Source organism: Sphingomonas hankookensis, from assembly GCF_001619955.1.
GTDB classification, from domain to species: domain Bacteria; phylum Pseudomonadota; class Alphaproteobacteria; order Sphingomonadales; family Sphingomonadaceae; genus Sphingomonas; species Sphingomonas hankookensis_A.
Genome location: NZ_LQQO01000005.1, coordinates 1 through 21,320, shown reverse-complemented (window position 1 = coordinate 21,320; position 21,320 = coordinate 1). Strand labels below are relative to the sequence as shown.

The 21,320-nt window shown below is 70.7% G+C and carries 10 protein-coding genes; 9 read left to right on the top strand and 1 reads right to left on the bottom strand.

All coding sequences use genetic code 11. From position 1 onward, the window contains the following. Window positions 1-6 precede the first annotated feature (6 nt). The 3 genes from AVT10_RS04250 to AVT10_RS04240 are packed head-to-tail and all read left to right on the top strand — an operon-like array spanning window position 7 to window position 10,807. The gene (locus tag AVT10_RS04250; RefSeq protein WP_198158495.1) at window positions 7-6,927 is read left to right on the top strand and encodes a two-partner secretion domain-containing protein; all 6,921 of its coding nucleotides are present in this window, start codon (window positions 7-9) and stop codon (window positions 6,925-6,927) included. Further along, window positions 6,924-10,028, top strand: coding sequence for a CHAT domain-containing protein (locus AVT10_RS04245; RefSeq protein WP_157092683.1), 3,105 nt, complete (start codon window positions 6,924-6,926; stop codon window positions 10,026-10,028). The genes AVT10_RS04250 and AVT10_RS04245 overlap by 4 nt, the downstream gene beginning before the upstream one ends. 2 nt (window positions 10,029-10,030) lie before the next feature. Further along, window positions 10,031-10,807, top strand: a complete 777-nt coding sequence (locus AVT10_RS04240) for a CPBP family glutamic-type intramembrane protease (protein WP_084401330.1) — start codon at window positions 10,031-10,033, stop codon at window positions 10,805-10,807. Between the two features lie 2 nt (window positions 10,808-10,809). On the opposite strand, the gene AVT10_RS04235 is transcribed toward AVT10_RS04240, so the two are convergent. Further along, complete coding sequence (locus tag AVT10_RS04235) at window positions 10,810-12,117, bottom strand: M23 family metallopeptidase (RefSeq protein ID WP_066688699.1); 1,308 nt, start codon at window positions 12,115-12,117, stop codon at window positions 10,810-10,812. 122 nt (window positions 12,118-12,239) lie between these two features. Here AVT10_RS04235 and tssK point away from each other — a divergent pair, with 122 nt between their 5' ends. From tssK to AVT10_RS04205, 6 genes are all read left to right on the top strand, one after another. After that, window positions 12,240-13,574, top strand: a complete 1,335-nt coding sequence (gene tssK / locus AVT10_RS04230) for a type VI secretion system baseplate subunit TssK (protein ID WP_232307870.1) — start codon at window positions 12,240-12,242, stop codon at window positions 13,572-13,574. After that, window positions 13,571-14,935 (top strand): type IVB secretion system protein IcmH/DotU, encoded by a 1,365-nt coding sequence (icmH, locus tag AVT10_RS04225; RefSeq protein ID WP_066688975.1) that lies wholly within the window; start codon window positions 13,571-13,573, stop codon window positions 14,933-14,935. Before tssK ends, icmH begins: the two co-directional genes overlap by 4 nt. Beyond that, the gene (tssM, locus tag AVT10_RS04220; RefSeq protein WP_232307869.1) at window positions 14,932-18,429 is read left to right on the top strand and encodes a type VI secretion system membrane subunit TssM; all 3,498 of its coding nucleotides are present in this window, start codon (window positions 14,932-14,934) and stop codon (window positions 18,427-18,429) included. Before icmH ends, tssM begins: the two co-directional genes overlap by 4 nt. Continuing rightward, a complete protein-coding gene (gene tagF / locus AVT10_RS04215; protein ID WP_066688696.1) occupies window positions 18,429-18,866 on the top strand; it encodes a type VI secretion system-associated protein TagF in 438 nt (145 codons plus the stop codon). Before tssM ends, tagF begins: the two co-directional genes overlap by 1 nt. After that, window positions 18,863-19,618: a PP2C family protein-serine/threonine phosphatase gene (locus tag AVT10_RS04210; protein WP_066688694.1), complete on the top strand. Its 756-nt coding sequence runs from the start codon at window positions 18,863-18,865 to the stop codon at window positions 19,616-19,618. The genes tagF and AVT10_RS04210 overlap by 4 nt, the downstream gene beginning before the upstream one ends. Then, the coding region (locus tag AVT10_RS04205; RefSeq protein ID WP_157092682.1) for a serine/threonine-protein kinase at window positions 19,615-21,320 on the top strand (1,706 nt) is incomplete at its 3' end. The genes AVT10_RS04210 and AVT10_RS04205, both read left to right, overlap by 4 nt.

Here is a 21,320-nt window from a genome sequence, read left to right as displayed (position 1 = left end):
ATGCCGATGCCCGTCGTCGCCACCGCCCGCCGCCTTCGCGCCGCTCTCGTGCTCACCACCGCCTGCGGGGCGCTGTTCCCGGCATTGGCGGTGGCGCAGAGCGCGCAGGTGCGGTTGCCGACCGAAAGCGACGTGCGCGACGTACGGACCGACGGGCTGCGGCCGGATTTCAAGGACAGCAGCAACCGGTTGCGCGTCGACCTGCGCGGGCGGAACACCGTCATCGACTGGAACGGGTTCAACATCCCTGAAAGCAAGGAGGTCAACTTCACCGACGGCCGGCTGCTCGGCGGGCTGCGCGGGGATATTGCGGTGCTGAACCGTGACGTGTCGGGCAACCCATCGCAACTGCTCGGCAAGCTGACCAGCGATGCCAATGTCGCGGTGTGGGTGCACAATGCGAACGGCATCCTGGTCGGGTCGAAGGCGGCGTTCAACACCGGGTCGCTGGTGCTGACCACGCTGGACATATCGCCTGAGGATTTCGTGCGGGCAGGCGACAGCTATCGGTTGCAGGCCAGCGCAGGCAGCCAGTCGGCGATCACCGTCGAACAGGGCGCGAAGCTGCGCGTCGACGGCAGCACGCGCGGGCTGGTGATGCTGGCCCCCAAGATCGACGCGCATGGCGAGTTCGTGGCGGAGGGACAGGATGTCGCCTTCGTCACCGCCAGCGACGTGACGCTCGACTATCGTTCGGGCAGCCCGTTGTCGGTGACGATCAACCGGGGCAGCGCGGTCGCGGGCACCAGCCAATATGTGCGCGGCACGGTGGCGGGCAACAACGCCATCTTCGCGCTGGCATCGCAGGATACGCTGACCGATTCGCTGCTGCAGGTGTCGGCGGCGGTGACCACCGCCAGCGCCGGGTCGCGCGGGATCGTCCTGTCGGCGGGCAAGCCGGCGGCGGCGGTCAACGGCGTGACGGTCGCGGGCGATGCGGCGGCGACCGGCGGCGTCGCCCGGCTGCTGGTCGACGGCGCGCTGCGCGCCGACAATCGCGACGCGGACATCGTCGCCGGCGCCAGCGGTTCGGCGAGCTTTGGCGGCGCGGTGCAGACCCGCGACGACTTTTCGGTCGCATCGGGCGGGGCGCTGAGCATCGCCGGCAACGTCACCGCCGGTGGCGACGTGCTGCTGTCGGGACGCGGCGTGACGCTGGGCGCGACGGACCCGGTGACGCAGCGCGCGGGTGGCCAGTTCCGCGTCAGTTCGACCGATGGCGATATCGTCGGGATCGGTACGGTGACGCTGCGGTCGGGTGATACCGGTGATGACGGCCTGCTGCTCGAAACGCTGGGTAGCAGCGCGGGGAATATTCGGCTGGGAAGCCGCAGCCGGTTGATCGCGGGCGACGACCGGCGTGGCGGGCTGACGCTGGCGCGGCGGGACGGTGCCACTGCGATCGATATCGGATCGGTCGAGGCGCGGGCACTGCGCGGCGCGGTGGGCAGCGGTGCAATCGGCACCGGCGATGTGAACCTGCGCGAGGCACTGTCGATCGGCGGGTCGACCATCGTCACGGGCGATCTGGCATCCGACCGCGCGATCGACGTTCGCGGCAGCGGCGCGGTGACGACCGGCGGGATCGATAGCGGTGCGGGTGCGACCGTGGTCGCGGGCACTGCGCTGACTGTCGGCGGCGATGTTGCGGCATCCGACGGCGTCAGCCTGCGCGGCGGTTCGGTCACGCTGGGTGGCAGCGCGTTGCGCAGCGGCGGCGGGATCGACGTCACCGCGTTGACCGGGGGTATTACTGGCTCGCGCGCGCTGGCGATCGCGTCGGGCAGCAGCCGGCGCAGCGACGTCATCAAGCTGCAGGCGGCGGGTGCGGACGGTATCGTGCTGGCCGATGGCAGCACGATCACCGGCGGCACCAACCGCGCGCTGGACGTCCGGGTCTTTACCGCCAGCGAAGCGCCGCTGAAGCTCGGCGACGTGACCGCACGGTCGCTGGGCACCATCGCGACGCTCGACGGCGATACGGGGCCGGGCGGTGCGTTCCGGTCGGCGGGATCGCTGACCTTCGGGCGGCTCGATCTGGTCGACGGCTTCGCGGCGGAAAGCACCGGCGGCAATCTGACGGTCGGCCGGATCGCGGTCAGCGGCGCGTTGCAGGGAATCGATCTGCGCGCGGCGGGCACGCTGTCGGTACAGAGCGATATCAGCACCAGCGGCGCGGTGACGCTGGCGAGCGGGACGGCGCTGACGCTCGGCACGATCGAGAGCCGCGACCGGGCGGTGACGCTGACCAGCGGTGGCACGTTGCGTGCGGGGCGCGTGTCCGGCGCGACCGGCGTGACCGCCAGCGGGACGGCGGTGACGCTGGGCGATGTGCGCGGTGGGACCGGGGCGGTGACGCTGGGTGCGACATCGGGCGACTTGTCGGTGGCGAGTGCGGCCGGACGCCGGGTCGCGCTGGATGCCGGGGGTGGCATCGGCGTGACCGGCACCCTGACAGCCGATGCCGGCGCGGTAGAATTGAACGCGGGCGGTGCGATTGCGGTCGCGGGGACGATCCGCAGCACGGGCGGCAATGTCCGCGTCGTGTCGACCGGCGGTAGCGTGGGAGTGACCGGCGGGCTGACGTCGGACGGGGCGGCAACGCTGTCGGGAACGGCCATCACGCTCGGCGGCACGCAGACGGCACGCGGCGCCTATAGCGCGACCGCGTCGGCCGGGGGGATTACGCGCAGCGGCAATGCGCTGTCGATCCGCGCCGACAGCGATGCGACCGGTGGCGAAGGCGTCACGCTGGGCGCGACCGGTGGTGCAATCGACTTGGGCGACAGTCGGATCGATGCCGGCGGCACGGTGCGGCTGACCACCGATGGGCAGGGGATCACGATCGGCGGCGTGCAGGCCGCCGGACTGGTGGCGACCGGAGCGACCACGACCGGGGCAGCGATCCGCACCGGCGACCTGCGTCTCGGCGGACCGGCAACGCTGCGCGCGGCGGGCGACGTGACGACCGGCGCGATCAACACCGATGGCGCAGTGACGCTCGGCGGCAATGCGGTGCGGTTCGGCAATGCGCGCGCGGCGAGCCTGTCGGCGATCGCCGCCGGGGGGGTGGTCACCGGCGGCAATATCGACACGAGCGGCGATGTGCAGGTGCAGGCGGCGAATGGCGTGCTGACCCTGGGGCGGATCGCGACGACCGGTGGCGACGTCGCGCTGGGCGCGCTCGGCCCGGTGTTCGTGCAGGGCGTTGCGTCGGCTGGAACCGCGTCGGTGATCGGGACGGGTGCCGGCAACGACGTGTCGGTGGCCGATGGCGTCGCCGCCAACGGCGCGGTCACGGTGCGATCGGGCCGCGACATCCGCACCCCGTTCGTGCGCAGCGCTACGGGTGCGCTGACGGTGGCGGCGCCCAATGGACGACTGGCAGGGTTCGTCACGGGCACCGGGACCAGCCTGTCGGCAGGCGCCGGCCAGCCCTTCTCGCTGACGGTCGGCACCGATGCGGTGCTGGGCGATGTGGTCGGCGGCAATATATCGATCACCGCGACCGCGATCACCGCCAACCGGATCGATGGCGGCAGCTTGCCGGTCGCGCTGCGGGCGACGGTGGGCGACCTGACGGTTTCCGGGCCGGTGACGGGCAGCACGGTATCGCTGACGGCGGCGGGACGGGCGCTGCTGGGATCGGTCGATGCGTCGGGCGCGGTGACGTTGGGCGGGGCGCAGGGGCTGTCGTTTGGGCGCGTGTCGGGTGCGTCGATCGACGCGAGCGGCGGTGCAATCCGCGGCGATGCGCTGTCGTCGACTGGTGCGATCACGCTGAGCGGCGCCGACGTGACGCTCGACCGGATCGACGCGGGGACACTGACTGCCGATGCGACGGGTACGCTGGCGATCGGTACGATCGAGGCCACGGGCGACGCGGTACTGACCGGCGCTTCGGGCAATTTCGGCGACGTTACCGCCGGGGGAGCGCTCGGCATCACGACGAGCGGCGCGACGCGCTTCGGCCGGTTGACCGGACAGAGCATAGCCGCCACGGCGCGGGGTGGCGCGCTCATCGGAACGGCGGTGGTCGCGCGCGGCAACGCGACGCTGACCGGGCAGTCGATCGATCTGGGTTTGGCCGAGAGTGGTGGATCGCTGTCGGCGAAGAGCGACGCCGCGCTGGCGATCGGCACGGTCCGGGCGACCGGGGATGCGACCCTGACCGGCGCGACCGGCACTTTCGGTACCGTCACTGCCGGCGGAGCACTCGGCCTTTCGACGACGGGTGCCACGCGCTTCGACCAGCTGACCGGGCAGACGGTCACGGCGACCGCGCAGGGCGGGGCGCTCAATGGAACGGCGGTGGTCGCGCGCGGCAATGCGACGCTGGCGGGCCAGTCGATCGATATCGGGTCGGTCGATAGCGGCGGGGCGCTGTCGGCCACGACCGGCGGAGCATTGACGCTCGGTACCGGCAAGGCGGTCGGCGACGCGGTGTTGTCCGCCGGTACGACCGGCAATTTGGGTACGGTGACGGCCGGAGGCGCATTGCGAGCGACGTCGGCCGGCGCGTTACGGTTCGACCGGTTGGCGGGACGGGCGGTCACGGCGGCGTCGCAGGGCGGTGCGCTGAGCGGCGGCACGGTGAGCGCGACCGGCGATGTTACGCTGGGCGGCCAGTCGATCGCGGTCGGGCCGGTCGCCGGAGCCGGCTCGCTGGCTGCCGATTCGACAGCGGGCGCGTTGCAGCTTGGCGCGGTGGCGATGGGCGGGAACGTCACCGTCCGGGCGAGCGGCGCGGCGACACTGGCGAACGGCGTGACCGCTGGCGGTGCGTATCGGGTGACCGCAGGATCGATCGCGCTGGGCGGTGAGCAGCAGGCGGGCGGCGAGGTTCGGCTGAGCGCGACGAACGGCGCGATCGGCGGGGCGTCGGGGCTGACGCTGGTGAGCGGTACGGCAGGCGGTACGGCACCGATCATACTCGACGCTACCGCCGGCATCGACCTGTCGGGCGCGAGCTTGCGCACCGGGGCGGGCTCCGCGCTGGCGCTGCGGGCAGGGCGCGGGCAGGCGATCCGGCTGGGATCGGTCGAGGCAGGGTCGCTCGGCGGCTTCGACGGGAGCGCGCCGGTCGACCGGCTGACCCATGATGGCAGCGTGACGACCGGTGACCTGACGGTCGGGCGCATGGCGGTGACGCTGAGCAGCGGCGACCTGACGACCGGACGGATCAGCGCGACGGGGCCGGTGTCGTTGATCGCGAGCAGCGGTTCGGTTCGGGGCGGCGACCTGACGGCGGGCACGCTGGAGGCGAAGGCCGGATCGACATTGGCGCTCGGTACGGCGACGGTCGGTGGCACGGCAACGCTGGAAGCGGGCAATATCGACCTGCGCGCGCTGACCGCGCAGGCGCTGACGATCAAGACCGCCGGGACGCTGGGTGCCGGGAATGGCGGCGCGACGGCGCTGCGCACGACCGGCGGCGATCTGACGGTGGAAGCGGGAACGGCGCGGCTGGCCAGCGTCGAGTCCGCCGGGTCGGCGACGTTGCGCGGAACCTCGGTCGAGGTGCGGGACAGATTGTCGGCGGCACGGGCGCTGCTGGTCGAGGCGCGTTCGGCGCTGACGCTGCAGAATGCGGCGGCAGGCGGTGATGTGTCGCTCGCATCGACAGGTGCGGTGAATGCGGGTGAAGTGTCGGCGGGTGGCGCGCTGTCGGTCGATGGCGCCGGCGTTACGTTGGGCGCGGTGCGGGCCGGCGGGGCGTTGAAGGCGACCAGCAGCGGCGGACTGTCGCTGGCGTCGGGTAGCGGCAACGGCATCACGCTGGATGCGGTCGGGTTGGTGCGCGCGGGTGCGCTGAGCGGCGGGCCGTCGATCGCGATCCGCGGTGCCGATGCCGAACTGTCCGGCGCGATCCGGGGGAGCAGTGTCCGCTTCGCCACGCGCGATCCGGCGACGACCGCGCTGCGCATCGGTGACGGGACGCAGGCCAACGGCTTTCGCCTGTCGGCGGCGGAGGTCGCGCAGGTCGCGGCCGACAGCGTCGCGTTCGACGGCGGCGCGGGCGCGATGGAGATCGGCAGCGTCGCGCTTGCCCCCTCCGTTGGGCGATCGGTCGAGATGCTGTCGACCGGCGATGTCCGCGTGACCGGACAGGTAAGCGCGACCGGGGCCGGCCGCAGCATCCGCATCGGCGGCGATGGCGCGAACGGCAATGCCGCGACGATCCACCTGATCGCGACCAGCGATGCGGGCGGTCGGCTGTTGGTCGGCGACAACGACCTCGACCTGCGCGGCAACCGGATCGCGGCGGGGCTGTCGACCGGGTTCCTCGATACGTTGCAGCCGGGCGATGCCGGACGCGCGCAGGCGCAGGCGCTGATCGGCAACCCCAATTCGGCGCTGTACAATACGCAGCTGGGCGGCGGCTTCTTCGCGCCCGATGCGACGACGATGATCGCCGCGCGGTCGCTGACCGTCCGGTTCGGCGATTATGCGCTGTTCCAGAATACGGCGGTGCCGGGGCGGTCGTCGGGCGTCTCCGTGGGATCGCTGACCGCGCCGGTCACGCCCGCGCTGCGCATCGCGACCTATGGCACGCCAGCGGCGGCCAGCTTCGCGTTCTTCGGCGACATCAACGGCATCACCGGGGCGGGCGCGGCGCTGCTCGGAAATCCAGTGATCGATATCCAGCCGCAATTGTTGCCCAACAGCCGGATCAACGGCTGTCTGGCCGGGTCGGGTGCCGGGTGTCTGACGACGATCGTCATCCAGCCGACCTTGCAGGTGTTCGATTGGGACAGCCAGGCGGTGTTCGGCATTTTGCAGGACGTGTCGCTGCCCTTCACCCCGATCATCGGCGGCAATAACGAAGCGTTGCTGAGCGGGCTGCCGGCACTAGTACCCGAAACGCCCGCCGATGCCGCCGCGCCCGCCCCGACCGTCGTGCCGTCGCAGGAGCCGAAGCCTTGATCCGTCGCCCCATCGTCCCGTTGCTGTCGGGTGCTGCCGCCGCCGTGCTGGCAGGATGCACCGCCACGCCGCCCGCGCGGCTCGACAGTTTCAACCTGGGCAGCAATGCCGCGGGCGAGCGGTGCGCGGCGGCGCGCAACTGGAGCGACGCGGCGACACCCGATCCCTTCTCGCGCGCCTATGCCATCACCTGTTCGAGCGTCGCGGCGAGCCGGCCGCTGGGCACCGTCCGGATCGTGCCGGCCGAAGCAGCGGCGATCGAGGCGGTCGATGCGCAGTTCGATTGCGGCGACCGCCGCGACCTGACCATCAGCGGCAATCCCGCCACCGCGGCGCGGTGTTTCGACAAGCAGACCGGGCTGGAATCGATCCGGCTCGACCTGACGCGCGGACAGCGGCGCTATGTCGCGGCGGGCACCCCGGCGATCCTGCCGCAGGTCGAGGAGGCGCTGGCCATCGCTGCCGGGCTGCGCCAGCCGGCGGTCGCCGCGACCTATGTCGCGACCGCGAGCGTCGATGCCGCCAGCCTGCCCGTGCGGGCAGGGGCGCTGGCGGCCGATGCCGCGCCCGCCCAACAGGCGACCGCCAGCGCCGCGCTGACGCAGGGCATCGCGCTCAACCACAAGGGGCTGCATGTCGAGGCATCGCGCGTGCTGAACGATGCGCTCGCCCGGCTGACCCCCGACGCACCGCCTGCGCTGAAAGCCGAATTGCTGCTGGAAGCGGGCCTTGCCGACTCCAACATCCGCTTCCCCGACGCCGCCGCCCAGCATTTCGAGGGGGCGCGCGCAATCTTCGTCGCGGTGCCGGCGACGCGCACGCCGTTCCTGCTGCGCAAGCTCGACACCTATCGCGCGCTCGATGCGATCAACCGCGCCGCGTTCAACGAGGCGCTGGCGACGCTCGACCGCAGCGGCGGGACGCCCGGCGCGACCGACCGGCCGCTGGAGGATGCGGCGACGCTGGTCGCGCTCAACCAGCCGGCGGCGGGCGATCGGGGGATGCCGGCGCTGGCCGATACCGCGCAGCTGTCGCGGCTCGTGCTCGATGCGCAGTCGCATTATGCGCGCAGCATCGCATTGCTGGGGACCGGTGATCGTCCGGGAGCGCTCAGGGAAATCGATGCTGCCGCCGCCATCTATCGGCCGCTGACCAACCAGCGGCTCGACCAGACGCAGCTCTATTGGCTGGGTGCTCGGATCGCGCGGCAGCAGGGGCGGTTGCGCGCGCAGGCGGGGGATTATCGCGGCGCGCTCGACCATTATACGACGACGGTCGAGTTGCTGCGGCGCGGGTCGATCGCCAATGCCGGGACGGGCAGCGAGCCGGCGATTGCCGAGGCGGAACTGGAACGCGCGGCGGTCTATGCCCGGGCGGGTGCATCGCGGGCCGAAGCGCGCAGCGCGTTCCGCGATGCGGTCGATGCGGTGATCGCGTCGGGTGGGACCGCGCCCAGCGGCGCGATCGGCATGGAGGATTATCTCGACCTGCTGGTCGCCGAATCCGCCAGGCCGGCGGCGGACACCTATGACCTGTTCTTCCGCGCGGTGCAGGCGGCGGGCGAGCCGGCGGTCGCGCGGCAGATCACCGAACTCCGCGACGTCGTCACCGCCGATCCGGCGGTGGGCGCGGCGGTGCGCGAGCGGGCCGATCTGGAGCGTGAACTCACCCGGTTGCGCTTTGCGCTGTCGAGCGGGGGCGAGGGGGCGCCGGGTAGCTCGACCGCCGAACTGAACCGCGCGCGGGAGGCGGCGGAGAACCGGCTGCTCGCGGTCGATGCGCAGCTGGCCGCCGATCCGCGCTACCGCACGCTCGACGAAAGCCCGGCGACGTTGGCCGAACTGCGCGCCGCGCTGCGCCCGGGCGAGACGTTCCTGAAACTCACCACGCTCAACCGCCGCATCTACGGCATGGTCGTCACCGCCGACCGGACCTATCTGTATCAGGTCGCCGAGAGCGAGGCGGCGCGCGGTGCGGTGCTCGAACTGGCCGGGCAGTTGCGGCAGTCGATCGATGGCGATCTCGGCTTGGGCAAGCTGGTGCCGTTCGATGAAGCCCGCGCCTATACGCTGTACCGGCTGGTCAGCGGGCCGGCGGCACCGGTACTGGCGGCGTCGCGCGCGATCGTGGTCGATCCGTCGGGACCGTTGCAGCAATTGCCGGTCGGGGTGCTGGTGACGCGCTATGCGGCTGATGCGTCGAAGAGCGATCCGTTCGACTTCTCGCGCACCGCGTTCCTGGCGGCCAATGCCTCGATCTCGACCGCGTTGTCGCCACGATCCTTCCTCGTGTCGCGTGCGCTGCCGGCGTCGCGGGCGCAGCGGGCGTTTCTGGGCTTCGGGCAGAACCAGCCCGGATCGCCGGTGCCGGCACCCGGCTCGAACGGCCAGATTCGCGTCGGCTTCGGCTGCATGGTCGCCGCCGACCGGTTGAACAGCATCGCCCGCTCGCTAAAACCAATCGACGCCCGCGAACTTAACATTGCCGCCGGGGCGCTGGGCGCGCGCGATGCGCAGTTCGTCACCGGTCGGGCGTTCAGCGATACCGGTGTGGAGGGACGCCAGGACCTCGACCAATATGAGGTCGTCCATTTCGCGACGCATGGCATCGAGGAAGGGCTGTGGGGCTGTTCCAAGTCGCCGCCGGCGCTGGTCACGTCGTTCGGGCAACCGGGGTCGGACGGGCTGCTCGACTTTTCCGAGATCGCAAAGCTGAAGTTCGACGCGAATCTCGTCGTGCTGTCGGCATGCGACACGGCGGCAGGCGTGCGGGGCGAGGCGCTGCGCCGCGCGGTCGGGCAGGAGGAGCCGGGATCGACGCTGGAAGGACTGGTCCGCGCGTTCCTGACCGCCAATGCCCGGTCGGTGCTGGCAACCTATTGGCAGGTGTCGGCCGAGCAGGAGAGCAAGGAGTTCATGCGCAGCTTCTATAGCGAGGCGCGGACCCACAGCATCGGCGAAGCGCTGCAACGCGCGCAGCGGACGTTGATCGCGCAGCCGCAATATTCGCATCCCTTTTACTGGGGGCCGTATTTCCTGGTCGGCGACAGCGCGAAGTCGATGCTGAGTGGCGGGGCGGGCGCACGGATCGCGGCGCGCTGATCATGCGCGCGATCGCGCTGGCCGGGGCCGGGGTGCTGGCGACCTGGATCTGCCTGTGGGGGGCGGCACCGTTCGCCGACCATCTGGTGCAGGGCCTCTCGCCGGTCGCGGCGGACGCGGGGTTCGGCGTGATCGTGTTCGGGGCGATCCTGATCCTCGCGCTGGGTCTTGCGAGGGTGGCTGGCGTGCCGTTGCGGCCGGTGGCGCTCAAAGGATTTGGCGGCGGTTTCGCCATTGGTCTGGCCGGGTTGCTGCTTGCGATCGGCTATTGCGCGCTGGCAGGGACGCTGGGGCGGGGTATCGGACCTGCGGCACGGATCGCGCTGCCGCTGGGCGTGCTGCTGGTGCTGCTCCAGGTGACGGCGGAAGAGGTCATGTTCCGGGGCTATGTCCAACCGCTGCTGATCCGCGGGGTCGGGGCGGGCGTGGCGGTGCCGCTGACGGCGCTCGCGTTCGCTGCGTTGCATGCGCTGTCCGGCGGCGTCGAGCCGGTGATGCTGACGAACATGCTGCTGGGCGGCGTGCTGTTCGGGTTGCTGGCGCTGGTTCGCGGGCTGGGTGCGGCGATCGGCGCGCATTTCGCGTGGAATGTCGTCGAACAGCTGGGCGTGGGGCTGGACCCCAATCCCGGCACCGGCGCGTTCGGATCGGTGATCGACCTCGACCTGGTCGGCGCTTTGCGGTGGGGCGGATCGGCGGCGGGGTTGAACGGCAGTTTCGCCATGGGGATCGCGCTGCTGGCCGTAATCCTGCTCGTCGTCGGGCGGCGACCGGTATGAGGCTACATCGTCTCCGCCCGTTTCGCGTCGATCGCGTCGCGAATCTTGCGGAACCCGACCATCGCAGCGGTGGGAATCGACCGGCCGCCGCCGGTTTCGATCGACATCGGGTCGACCGCCTGCCCGTCGATATGCACTTCGTAATGGAGGTGCGGGCCGGTCGAGCGGCCGGTGGTGCCGACCTCGCCGATCTGCATCCCCTGCGCCACCCGGCTGCCCGGGATGATCGCGGGCGCGATGCGGTTCATGTGCAGGTAGAGTGTTTCCCAGCCATTGTCGTGGCGCAGCCGGACGAAATTGCCATTGGCGCCCTTCATGCCGGCAAAGCTGACCGTCGCGTCGCCCGCCGCGAAGATCGGCGTGCCGGTGGGGGCGGCGAAGTCGGTGCCGCGGTGCATCTTGCGAAAGCCCAGAATGGGGTGACCGCGCATCCCGAAGCCCGAACTGATCCGCGCCGCATCGACCGGGGTGCGCATCAGCGCGCGGCGGCTGCTGCGTCCGCTGCTGTCGAACCATTCCGCCTCTGCATCGCCGGGCAGCTGGTACAGGTAGAGCGCGCGCGTCTTGGCGGCGGTGGCGAGCGAGGCATAGACGAGGCGCGGCGCGCCGACCGGTTCGCCATCGGCGTTGACGCGCTCCTCGAACCCCGCTTCGAAGATGTCGCCCGGCGCGACCTCACGCTGGATGTCGAAATCGTAGCGAAAGGCGTTGGCGAACGGGCCGACCAGCACATCGCTGACCCCCGCCGCCACGGCCGAGCTGTAGAAGCTTTCGCCATCCAGCTCGCCGCGCACGAAGCGCAGGCGACGGGTGAGTTTCGCCGACAGCGGCTTGGCGGCGAGCGTCCCGTCGCCGGCCCGCTCGATCGCGACGCCGCCGCCATCGGCATGGGTGAGCGTGGCGGCGTGCAGATTGCGGCCTGCCAGCGTGACGTCGAGCCGGAGCAGGCCCGGTGTGTCGCCCAGTGCAGCCTGCCCCAGTTCGGCAGCGCGGGTGGCGTCGGCTTCGGCTACGCCCAGCGAGCGGAGGGTCGGGGCGATGGCGGCAGGGCCGGCGATGTTGAGCACGCGCTGGTCGTAGGATGCGCCAGGCGTGGCGGTGGCGGCGGGGCTGGCGAGGTCGTCGCCTGCCGGTCTTGCCGTGTAGGCGAGGATCGCTCCGCCCAGGGTTACCACGACGCTGGCGATCAGCGGCGTCCGGCTTCGCCCGCGCGCGACCGGTATCGGCGGTGGTGGCGGGACCGGCGCGGGACGCGGGCTACCCCAGGAGCGCGGGTCGTAGGACGGGTCGGAATCGTCGCGATGCTGCATGGCCTGCCCTTGGAACCAATAGCAGCGTCGGGCGTCACCTTGGCAGCTATTGCTGTGGCGAAACGATCTGGCATGCACTTGGCTCCGGCGCGCTGTTTCCGGCCAGAAGGGGGGAGAGGTTGGTGAAGAACCGGGTGGCGTGGTCCGAGGGTATGTTCCTGCGACCGCAGCATTTTCAGGCGCAGGACCGCCATGCCGAAGCGCAGCTGAACGCCCGCATCGCCTCGATCCGCCCTTGGCCCTGGGGGCTGACCGAACTGGTCATCGACGAGGATGTGGCGACGCTCGGCAAGTTCGCGGTGACGCGCGCGACCGGCATCCTGCCCGACGGCACGCCCTTCGCCATTCCCGACGATATCCCGCCGCCTCCGCCGCTCGATATCCCCGCCGATGCGCGCGACGCGCTGATCTCGTTGACCCTGCCGGTCGCGCAGCCGGGTGCCGTGCAGTTTCGCGAGGCGGACAGCGACAGCCTCGATGCGCGCTTCCTGGTCGACGATGCCGAGGTCGCCGACAGCTTTTCCAGCGACCGGACGAGCGAGCCCGTCGGCCTTGCCCGCCCGAACCTGCGCTTCGGCGTAACCCGCGACCAGACCTATGGCCGGGTGACCCTCGGCCTCGCCAAGGTCCGCGAGGTGCAGAACAAGCGGGTGATGCTCGACGACCGCTATATTCCGGCGACGCTGGACATTGCGGCGGCGGCGCGGTTGCGCGGCGGGCTGTCGGACATTGCCGGGCGCGCCGGACAGCGCGCCGGCGAACTGGCGCTGCGTGCGGTCGAGGCGACCGATGGCGGGTCGGACACCTTTGCCGGGTTCCTGCTGCTGCAGGCGCTCAACCGCTGGCTGCCGGTGCTCGACCATCTCCAGCATCTGCCGATGGTGCATCCCGAACGGCTGTTCGAGGCGCTGGTGTCGATGGCGGGCGAGCTGGCGACGCTGATCCGCCCCGAACGCCGCGCGCCGCCGCTGCCGCGCTACGACCATGTCGATCCGCAGCAATGTTTCGATCCGGTGTTCGACCTGCTCCAGTCGATGCTGTCGGCGGTGTTCGAACGCTCCGCCGTGCAGCTGCCGCTCGATCAGGCGGGGCCGGGGGCCTATGTCTCGCGGATCACCGACCACGCGCTGTACCAGACCGGCTATTTCTACCTCGCGGTATCGGCCGCCGCGCCGGTCGAGGAAATTCGCGGGCTGTTCCCCTCGGTCGCGAAGATCGGCGCGGTACAGCGGATGCGGCAGATCGTCGATTCGGCGCTGCCCGGCGTGCCGCTGCGCCATACCCCGACGCCCCCCCCACAGCTGCGGGTGTTGCCGGGCTTCGTCTATTTCGAGCTGGATCGCGGCGTGCCGGACTGGGCCGAGTTCCAGCAGGCGACGGCGCTGGGCCTGCATGTCGCGGGTGACTGGCCGGGGCTGAAGCTCGAACTATGGTGCGTGAAGCGGAGCGCGCGGTGACCGAAGACGGCGACGAGGGCGACAAGACGGTCTTCCGACCGTCGCCATTGCAGGGGCTGCGACAGAATGCGGCGTCGGGCGCGGGCTATGGCGCGCCGCCGCCTTTGTCGCGGACCGGCCATGCACCGGGCAGCGCCCCGCTCGCGCCATCGCGGCTGGCCGATGACGACGTGCCGCTGCCCGCGACACCGCCAAAGGTCCGCAACATCATGCTGGCCGAGGCCGAGCCGGTACTCGCGCTGCTGGCGGCGGTGCGCGCCGGGCGGGTGCGGATGCCGATGCCCGAATTCCACCGCGAATGCGCCAAGGCGATTGCGACGTTCGAGCGCGCTATCGCGCCGCACTATCCGGAGGAAAAGCGCCAGCGCGCCAAGTATGCGGTCTGCGCCACCGCCGACGACATCGCGCAGAACCTGCCCGGCATCGGCACCGATGGCGCCGAATGGGCGCGGCGGTCGATGGTCGTGCAATTCTTCCATGAGAATATCGGCGGCGACCGGTTCTGGCAGCTGGTCGACGACATGCTGCGCACGCCGAACGACAATCTCGACCTGATCGAGCTGTTCCATGCGTGCCTTGCGGCCGGGTTCGAGGGACGGTTCCGCGTCATGCCCGACGGGCGGCGGCGGTTGCAGGAGATCATGACGCGGCTGTACGGCGCGCTGCCGCATGTCCGCGCGCTGTCGCAGGTCGAACTGGTCCCGAACTGGCGCGGGGAAAAGGCCCCGCCCGCGCGGATCGGGATGAATATCCTGGCACTGGCGGCGGCGGGCGCGCTGGCGCTGCTGGTGCTGGCCTATGCCGTGTTGCGGCTGATGCTGGCGTCGAGCGGCGACTTGCCGACCGATCGGCTGGCCGCGCTCAACCCCGACAGCCGACTGACCCTGTCGCGTCCGGCCGAGGCGATGGCGGCGGCGCGCAGCGAACAGGCATCGCGCCTCGCCAAATTCCTCGAACCCGAAATCCGCGAAGGGCTGGTGACGGTCGAGGAGGATGCGCAGACGGTGCGGGTGCGCACCACCGTCGGGCAGCTGTTCGAATCCGGATCGGACGAACTGGAGGCCGGCCGCGAGACGCTGTTCCATCGCATCGGTCGCGCGATCGAGGGAGAGCGGGGGTCGGTGCTGATCGAGGGCCATGCTGATAACGACCGCGTCGCGACGGTCCGCTTCCCCGACAATATGGCGCTGTCGGAGGCGCGGGCGGAGACGGTAGGGCGGCTGATCCGCGACGACCTGTCCGATCCGTCGCGCGTGACGACCAAGGGGCTGGGGGAAAGCGTGCCGATCGCGTCCAACGATACGCCGGAGGGCAAGTCGCAGAACCGCCGGGTCGAGATCATCGTGCCGAGGCGTTCATGATGCGGCGGTTCTTCACCAACTGGTATGCGGTGACGCTGCTATCGGCGCTGGTGCTGGCGCTGATCATTGTCTTCGCACTGCCGCTGTTCTTCGCCTTCTTCCGGCCGTGGAGCGTCCGGATCGCGTTCGTCATCGGCATCGCGCTGCTCTGGGGCGCATGGTGGGGTTGGCGGCGGTGGCGCGCGAAGAAGCGGTCCGACGCGATCGCCAAGGAACTGGCCGGACCGGACGCGGCCGAGGAAGAGGGCAAGGCGCTGGGCAGCCGGATGGGCGATGCGCTGGCCAAGCTGCGCAACGCGTCGGGCAATCGCCGCGACTATCTCTACAGCCGCCCCTGGTATGTCATCATCGGCCCGCCGGGTGCGGGCAAGACGACGGCATTGCTCCATTCGGGCCTGCGCTTCCCGTTCGTCGAACAGGCGGCGAAGGGCGTTGGCGGCACCCGCAACCTCGATTTCTGGTTCGCCGACGAAGCGGTGCTGGTCGACACCGCCGGCCGCTATACGACGCAGGATTCGGACGCGACCGTCGATGCGGCGGGGTGGAGCGCGTTCCTGAACCTGCTCAAGCGCCATCGTCCGGCACAACCGATCAACGGCATCATCGTCGCGATCGGCGTCGATACGCTGGTCGGCAGCGACTGCGCCGCGATCGACGCGCATGCGAGTGCCGTGCGGCGGCGGCTGGTCGAGCTGCGCCGCACGCTGGAAACGGCGGTCCCGGTCTATCTGATCGTGACCAAGGCCGATCTGCTCGCCGGGTTCGGCACCTATTTCGACGATCTGGATGTCGAGGGTCGACGCGCGGTGTTCGGTGCGACGCTTCCCTACGCCGATGGTCGCCCGAGCGCCGAGGCGCTGGCGCAGGCATTCGACATATCGGCACAGGCGATCGCCGACCGGCAGGCGCGGCGATTGTTCGAGGAAGTCGACCAGCGCCGCCGCGGCATGATGCTGGGCTTCCCGGCGCAGTTGCGTAGTCTGCGCGCGCGGTTGATGCGCTTTGCCGAGGGCGCGTTCGTCGCTGGGGACGATGCCCCGGCGCAGTTGCGCGGTTTCTATTTGACCAGTGGCGTGCAGGAAGGGGCGCCGCTCGACCGTATCCTCGCCGCGATGGGCGATGTGTACGAAACGCCTGCCGGGGGGATGGAGACGCGCAGCCGCGCCTATTTCCTCAACCGGCTGTTGACCGAGGTGATGTTCCCCGAAGCCGGGTTGGGGGCGACCGACCTGCGCGCGCGCACCCGGCACCGCGCGCGGCTGATCGCGGCGTTGGCGGCGATCGGGATCGTCACCGCGCTGGTGCTGACCGCATGGGGCATCAGCTATGCCCGCAACCGGGCGTTTCAGAACGAATTGGCGGCACGCGCGCAGCTGGCCGAGAACCAACTGCGCGAGGCAGGGGTCGATCTGGTGCAGGTGCGCGAGGATGATGCCGATCTGCGCGCGGCGCTGCCCGCGCTCGACACGCTGCGCAACCTGCCGCGCGGCTATGCCGAACGGCGTGCGGGCGGACCGCCGCTGATGATGACCTTCGGGCTGTACCAGTCGAGTCTGAGCCAACAGGCCGAGGAAAGCTATCGCGTGGCGCTGCGCCGGATCCTGCTGCCGCGCCTGTTGCTGCGGCTGGAGGCGGTGATGCGTGCCGATGGGCGCGATCCGATGCGGCTGTACGAACCGCTCAAAGTCTATCTGATGCTGGGCCAGCAGGGGCCGATGGATGCGAAGGCGGTCAAGGCATGGGTCACCGCCGACTGGGCGGGCGAACTCTATCCCGGGGCCGACAGCCAGGCCGAGCGCACCGCGCTGACCAAGCATCTCGACGCGCTGCTGGAGGATCGCGACATTGCGTCGGTGTGGCCCAACCGTCGCCCGCCGCTCGACGCCGGGCTGGTCGCGTCCGCCCGCGCGGCGGTACAGACGCTGAGCCTTGCCGACCGCGCCTATGCGGTGATGCGGCAGAAGGCGGCATCGGCGGGTCCGGCGTGGGAGGCGGCGAACATATTGTCGCAGGGCGATGTGCTGGCCTTTGCCAATCCGGACGCGGTCGCGGCCTATCGCATCCCCTATTTCTTCACGCGCGCGGGTTATGAGAAGGCGTATCTGCCGGGATTGGCGACGGTGCAGCAGGATCTGAAGCGCGACCTGTGGGTGCTGGGCGGTGCCGGGGAAGCCGGGGTCGGCGAGGAATTGTCGAACGTCCGGCCGGGCGTCGCCGGCCTCTATGCCAAGGACTATATCGCGGCGTGGGACGGCATCATCGCCGCAATGAAGCCCGGCGCCTATTTCCGCGATCCCGCCGCGTTCGGGGCGCTGACCAAGAGTCCGTCGCCGCTGAAGCGCGTGCTGCTCGAACTGCGCAAGAACACGATCTTTACCGGCGGGGTGCAGGCCGGGCTGGCGCGGGCCGGGCGCTATGGCATGAATCGCTCGCGGCTGGGCCGGGTCGCCAACGAGATCGGCCGCGATCGCGCCAGCGGGATCGATGCGGGCGACGAGATCACCGCCTATTTCGCCACCCTCCACGAATATGTCGGCGACGGGCGCGGTTCGGCCCCGGTCGACGAGTTCATCGGCGGGATCAAGGCGGCGGGACAGGCAGTGATCGCGGCGCAGTCGGTCGGCGGCGGCGGCGGATCGGATGCGACTCAGGCGGCGATGGCCACCGCACTCGCCACGGTCAAGGCATCGGCGGCGCAGGCTCCGCCGCAGTTGCAATCCTTCGTCAATGCGGCGGCAGGTGGCGGGGCGGCGGCGCAGATCGGCGCGGCGAGCGGCGCGGTGACCGATGCCTATGCCCAGAGCGTCCTTCCAGCCTGTCAGGGGGTTGCCCAGGAGCACTACCCTTTCTTCGCAAATGCCCCGGACGCGCCGATGGCTGAAACGCTGCGCGTGTTCGGGATGGGCGGGGTGATCGATTCCTTCGTGCAGCAGCGGCTGGCGAAGATGATCGACACCGGCGGGCCGGTGTGGCGCTGGCGTGAGGGTGATCCGGTGGCGGCGGCGCTCAACCCCGCGACGCCGGAAGCCTTTGCGCGAAGTGCCGAGCTGCGCGACCTGCTGGCCGGCGGGCTGCCGATCAAGGTCGCGGTGGCGCGGTTCGGGCAGGGGGTCGGCACGGTCGAACTGTCGAGCGGCGGCACCCGCTATCGCTTTACGCCTACAGCCAACCAGCCACGTCCGCTGCTGTGGTCGGCCAATGGTGGCCTGCCCGAGGCGTCGCTGATCCTCTACGGCCCCGCGACGCCGGGTGCCGCGCCGGCTGGGGGCGATGCGCCGCCGGGACCGGAGATCGCGCGGATCGAGGCGGAAGGGCCGTGGGCGCTGTTCCGGTTGATGGACCGTGCCGAGAAGCGCAATGCCGGCGAGCAGCGGATCGAGGCCGGGTTCGGCGACGGCGCGGCGCGCAGCACGCTGGCCATCGCGCTGCCGACGAAGCGTAACCCGTTCAGCCGCGCCGGGCTGTGGTCGTTCCGTTGCCCGAGGGCGCTATGATGGCATGGGTTTTCGGCAAGCTGCCCGCGCATGGCGATTTCGTGGCGCGCGGCATGGATGCGGCGACCCGCGGGATGCTGGACGACTGGCTGGCGGCGGCGATGGAGGCGGCGCGGGTGCGGTATCCGGATTTTGCGGACCGGTTTGACGCGGCGCAGCCGTGGCGTGCGGAGGGTAATGGCGTAGCCGGGGCGATCGCCGCGTCCCAGGATGCGGTGGGTCGGCGCTTTCCATTGCTGCTGCTGACCGATGGCGACCGCCATGATCCGGCGGCGTGCGAGGAACTGCTCTACGCCGCGATCACCGAAGGCTGGGACGTGGACCGGCTGGCGGCGGTGGGGGCACCCCCTCGCCGCCCGGTGGCACGCTGGATCGGCGAGGACCGTTCGCTGAATGGTGCTCGCCCGGTCGACCTGATCGGCGAGATGCTGGCATGAGCGGCGCGGTCCGTGCGCGCGGGGTCGCCGCGACCCATCCGGGGCTGAAGCGCCGCATCAACGAGGACCGCTTCTGCGCCCGCCCCGATCTGGGGCTGTGGGCGGTGGCCGATGGCATGGGCGGCCATGCCCATGGCGACTGGGCCTCGAACGCGGTGGTCCAGGCTTTGGAAGGGGTGGCGCTGCCCGCCGATTTCCACGACGCCACGCGCACGGTTGCCGATGCGGTGCACAGCGCCAACCGCCGTATCTGGGCCGAGGCGCAGCGGCGGACGCAGCAAATGGGGTCGACCGTCGTCGCGCTGCTGGTGCAGCAGGGCTGTTTCTCGGCGATCTGGGTCGGCGACAGCCGCGCCTATGTCCTGCGCGACGGTGTGCTGCACCCGCTGACCCGCGATCACAGCCAAGTGCAGGAAATGGTCGATCGCGGGCTGATCTCGCCCGAACAGGCGCGCGACCATCCGCGCGGCCATGTGCTCGCGCGCGCCGTCGGCGTGGGCGCGCGGCTGGAGGTCGATGTCGTGACCGACGATGCGCTGCCGGGCGACCTGTTCCTGCTGTGCAGCGACGGGCTGACTGCGACCACCGACGAGGCGACGATTGCCGCCGTGATGGCGATGCCCGACCGGCAGGCCGCGCTCGACCGGTTGATCGAAGGTGCGTTGGCAGGCGGGGCGCCGGACAATGTGACGATCGTGCTGGTCGCGGTCGAGGAAGCGACGACGCTGTCGCTCGGGCGAGGCGTCGCATGATCGGCGAGGATGACCACGACCGCACCGTGTTTCAGCCGGGCGACGGCGATGGCGATCGCACCGTGTTCGAACCCGTAGGCGGCACGGTGTCGCAGCGCAGCGCCCATATCCAGCCCGGCGACGTCCTGAACCACATGTTCGTCGTGCGCCGTTTCCTGGCACGTGGCGGCATGGGCGAGGTGTTCGAGGGCGCGAACCTTGCCACCGACGAACGCGTCGCGATCAAGGTGATGCTGCCCGCGCTGGCCGCCGATCCGAACGTCATCACCCTGTTCAAGCGCGAGGCGCAGACGCTCACCCGGCTGCATCACGAGGCGGTGGTGCAGTACCGCGTACTGGCGATGGAGCCGGAACTGGGCGTCCTCTACATCGTCACCGAATATATCGACGGGACCAGCCTGTCGGACATGCTCGCGACGCTGAACCCCGATCCGGCGGCGCTGGGCGCGCTGTTGCGGCGGCTGGCATCCGGCCTTGCGGCGGCGCATCGGCTGGGGGCGATCCACCGTGACGTGGCACCCGATAATGTGCTGCTGGGCGGCGGCGACCTGAAGCGGGCAAAGCTGATCGATTTCGGCATCGCCAAGGACCTCGACCCCGGTACGGCGACGATCGTCGGCGACGGGTTCGCCGGCAAGCTGGGCTATGTCGCGCCCGAGCAACTGGGCGATTTCGACCGGGCGCTGGGGCCGTGGACCGATGTCTATAGTCTCGGGCTGCTGATCCTCGCGGTCGCGCGCGGCGCGGATCTGGGGCTGGGTGGCACGCTGGTCGATGCGGTCGACAAGCGACGCGCGGGGCTGGACCTGTCCGCCGTCCCGCTGCCCTTGCGCGGCGTCGTCGAGCGGATGGTGCGACCCGACCCGGCGCAGCGGCTGCGCGATATGGATGCGGTGCTGGCGGCACTCGACGCGGCGGAAGTGCCGGGGGCCGCGCCGAGCGGTCTGCCGCGGCGCTGGCTGTGGCTGGCGGGGGCGGCGCTGCTCGCCATCGTCGTAGCGGTCGCGCTGTTCCTGTCGGGGCGGGGGGGCGACGATCCTGCCGAGGGCGGCACGCCGGTCATGGTGCCGGGCGACCCGGTGCAGAACGCGCGCTCCGCGATCGATTCCGCGCTGCCGTCGGTCGGCTGTACGTGGCTGAGCATTACCGACATCGCGGCGGCGGGCGGTGGGGTCGATGTCGCGTTGACGGGCGTGGCGGGCGACCCGGCACAGGCGCAGCGCGAGATTGCCGAGACGCTGCGCGATCGGGGCATCGCCGCGCGCAAGATGGATTTCGCCGACGTCGCCGTCATCACCCCGGCGGGATGCGCCGCACTGGACGCCTATCGTCAGATCCGCGCGAACGGTCGCAACCGGCTGAGCGTGCCGCAGCGCCGGTTCGAGATGCGGGCGCAGGACGACGGGTCGGCCTATGCCGGGCGGCAGGCGGCGAGCGCGATCGTCGGGATCGATATCGGCGATCCGACGCTCGACTTCGCGCTGCTCGGGATCGAACCGTCGGGGCGGATCGCGATGCTGATCGAGAATCGCCGTGCCTTTGCGGAGGCGCTGCGGGCGTCGCGCAACGAGGTGCCGATCAAGGACCTGGGCAACGATCGCTACCGGTTGCAGATCGACCTGGATCATGCCGGATGGTCGGGGCTGCTGCTGGTCACCGGCAAGGGGCCGTTCGAACCGGCGGTGCTCGCCCCGCCGCTCGG

Coding starts and splice junctions, on each gene's coding strand:
- AVT10_RS04235 (WP_066688699.1), bottom strand. CDS start 12,117: ATGCAGCATCGCGACGATTCCGACCCGTCCTACGACCCGCGCTCCTGG.
- AVT10_RS04250 (WP_198158495.1), top strand. CDS start 7: ATGCCCGTCGTCGCCACCGCCCGCCGCCTTCGCGCCGCTCTCGTGCTC.
- AVT10_RS04240 (WP_084401330.1), top strand. CDS start 10,031: ATGCGCGCGATCGCGCTGGCCGGGGCCGGGGTGCTGGCGACCTGGATC.
- tssM (WP_232307869.1), top strand. CDS start 14,932: ATGATGCGGCGGTTCTTCACCAACTGGTATGCGGTGACGCTGCTATCG.
- tagF (WP_066688696.1), top strand. CDS start 18,429: ATGGCATGGGTTTTCGGCAAGCTGCCCGCGCATGGCGATTTCGTGGCG.
- AVT10_RS04210 (WP_066688694.1), top strand. CDS start 18,863: ATGAGCGGCGCGGTCCGTGCGCGCGGGGTCGCCGCGACCCATCCGGGG.